We start from the raw sequence: 2,429 nt of genomic DNA on the forward strand, positions 1-2,429 counted from the left end.
CTGACCTCTGAGGAGCAAGCTCCTCGTTGGTCCGCTCGACTTGCATGTATTAGGCACGCCGCCAGCGTTCGTCCTGAGCCAGGATCAAACTCTCCAAAAAATTGATTAGCATCGAATTTCGTTGTCAACATCGTCGGTTCACATCCTCAAGTACATCTTGGTACTATCCGGTGTTCACCTTCCTTGCTTCCTCGAACTTCTTGCTACTAAATTTTTTGAGCATCGTTTGATTGCTCATTAAATGTAAAACTTAAAAATTGATCAGGGTTCTTATAAAAAACCCGTTTCACGCTTGGCTTTTGTTCAGTTTTCAAAGAGCTGATTACTTCAATGATCAGCGGAAAAACGCTGTCTTTTCTTGAAGTTTTTTGTTGTCGATGTCTTTAACAGCGACCTTTATAGAATATCATCTGTAAGCCCTGATGTCAACGACTTTTTTTGAAGAAAAATCCCGCCGCTTTCGCAGCGACGAGATATAATATACCATGCACAAATTTTAGTGTCAATAACTTATTTGCAATTAGTTTTTAAATTGATACGTCCTATGAAAGATCCCTATTCCCTTCGTATCCTGTCGAATGACATGGATGTATTCCTTCTCGATCAAATGCTCGATTACCGCGCCTAAGTCGATTTTATAATCCTGCATTTCAGGATGAACCATCAATTGATAAAACGACCATGCTCCTTCCCTCGTATTCATGATGTCTTTGAGGTGTTGTGATCCAAGTTCAGTTTTAGCCGACATGGAGAATTCGTTTGCTAAGATCAACAATTCAATCCGTTTGTTGATTGGTTCATCACTGGAAGTAAGTTCTTCATATAACTTATAGATTTCAGGTTCAATTTGTTTCACCTGATTCCACACGGTGACTTCTGGATAGAAACCATGTTCAATGACAGAAAGACGTGCAAGATGATGAAGCGCATGGATGATATTGTTGTATGCATCCAAATAGTGGCCAGCATGATACAGCTCTTTACCATCAGAGAATCTGCGAACCAATTTGGCAAATTCCATTCCGATTTTCTTCTTACGTTCAGCAATTGGAAAATCGTTTATCCGGGACTTAAGAGATTCCACAAATTCATTCCGATCGAATAAGACCTTCCCGTTCACGACCCAATCAACCACACGGCGATGAGAACCAAGCATCAACCATTGATTCAGCTGGTGCAGGGTTACGACGTGCAGGGCTGCCTTTTTATCTTCAAATTCATAATGCTTTACTTGCCAAGGTGAATCAGCTTGTTCAACAATAATGAATAAAATCACATCAAAGTGATCGGTAGAAGGGCTGAACTTTTTATTTTTTTCTATTAATAGTACGCCTAATGTTTCTTCACGACTTGCTCTTTCCTGATAGAGTGGCCGTAAGATATCTTCCATTGTTCAATCATCTCCTGTGCGAATGTCCGTTGTACGTTCCAATTTACACTATTCAATATCATATTGATTTTTCCTCTAAGATTATGAAATGTTAAAAGATTGTTCATGATTTCGATGTATATATTTGCTATACTGTCTGAAGGAGGAATGTATATTATGGAATTGAAATATACAAGTAAAATCAATAAAATTAGAACGTTTGCCCTGAGCCTAGTGTTCATCGGCATTATCATAATGTACCTTGGACTTTATTTTAAAGCAAGTTTTACAGTGATGACGATTTTCATGTTGATCGGATTTTTAGCGACATTATCAAGTGCCGCGGTATATATATGGATAGGGATGCTTTCAACGAAGGCGGTCCAGGTGGAATGTCCGAACTGTCATAAGGTGACAAAGGTACTTGGAAGGGTCGATGCATGCATGTTCTGCAAGCAGCCGTTAACAATGGATCCATCACTCGAGGGTATTGAATTCAGTGAGGAATACAACAGGAAAAAGAAAGAGGATTGATGAAAAGTGACCTTCAAAAAGGGGTCACTTTTTCTTTTTGATTGAGGTTTAATACTTGGTGAAGCCTAGCCATTGGTGAATACTGAGCCTAGCTTCTTCTAGTTATGGGAAGTTTCTCAGAAAACTAAGATGTTTTTTATTAAGCCTGATAGGATCGCTGTTCTAACGGACACACAAGACCTTATTTGGGACAAATCAAAGTATTTTTGCGATCTAACGGACAGGAGAGACGCTATTTTATCAAAACAGCATGTTTTTTCAGCTAATTCAGGTAAATAAGAGCGCTGGTGTCCGTTAGGTCCAAAAAATGGGAGATGACCACATATAAGGGCTCTGGTGTCCGTAAGATTTTCGTTTCGCTGCTTATCTTCCAATACAGCCTGATTTGCTTAGCTCTACAAAAAAGGTTCTACGTCAAATGTTGGGGTAGGAGTTCTTGCTCCTATCCCTTAACCTACTTGAAAATCCAATTCTTTATTTTTATGATGTAATAAGATCCGTAAGCGTAACCTATCATAACGGTGGA

General features: G+C 39.2%; 2 protein-coding genes and 1 rRNA gene. 1 reads left to right on the plus strand and 2 read right to left on the minus strand.

Annotation, left to right across the window (positions count from 1 at the left end):
* Together ACTWQL_RS24745 and ACTWQL_RS24750 are read right to left on the minus strand one after the other, a co-directional pair.
* Window positions 1-100 (minus strand): 16S ribosomal RNA (locus ACTWQL_RS24745); the annotation flags it as partial.
* A gap of 420 nt (window positions 101-520) precedes the next feature.
* Window positions 521-1,390 (minus strand): nucleotidyltransferase-like protein, encoded by an 870-nt coding sequence (locus tag ACTWQL_RS24750; RefSeq protein ID WP_443145006.1) that lies wholly within the window; start codon window positions 1,388-1,390, stop codon window positions 521-523.
* Window positions 1,391-1,546: 156 nt separating this feature from the next.
* Here ACTWQL_RS24750 and ACTWQL_RS24755 point away from each other — a divergent pair, with 156 nt between their 5' ends.
* Complete coding sequence (locus tag ACTWQL_RS24755) at window positions 1,547-1,903, plus strand: YgzB family protein (protein ID WP_443145007.1); 357 nt, start codon at window positions 1,547-1,549, stop codon at window positions 1,901-1,903.
* Window positions 1,904-2,429: the final 526 nt, after the last annotated feature.

This window comes from Pseudalkalibacillus sp. R45 (assembly GCF_052246725.1).
Classification (GTDB): Bacteria; Bacillota; Bacilli; order Bacillales; family Fictibacillaceae; genus Pseudalkalibacillus.

Excerpts from the sequence above, each read along its gene's own strand:
- ACTWQL_RS24750 (WP_443145006.1), bottom strand. The coding sequence starts at position 1,390 with ATGGAAGATATCTTACGGCCACTCTATCAGGAAAGAGCAAGTCGTGAA.
- ACTWQL_RS24755 (WP_443145007.1), top strand. The coding sequence starts at position 1,547 with ATGGAATTGAAATATACAAGTAAAATCAATAAAATTAGAACGTTTGCC.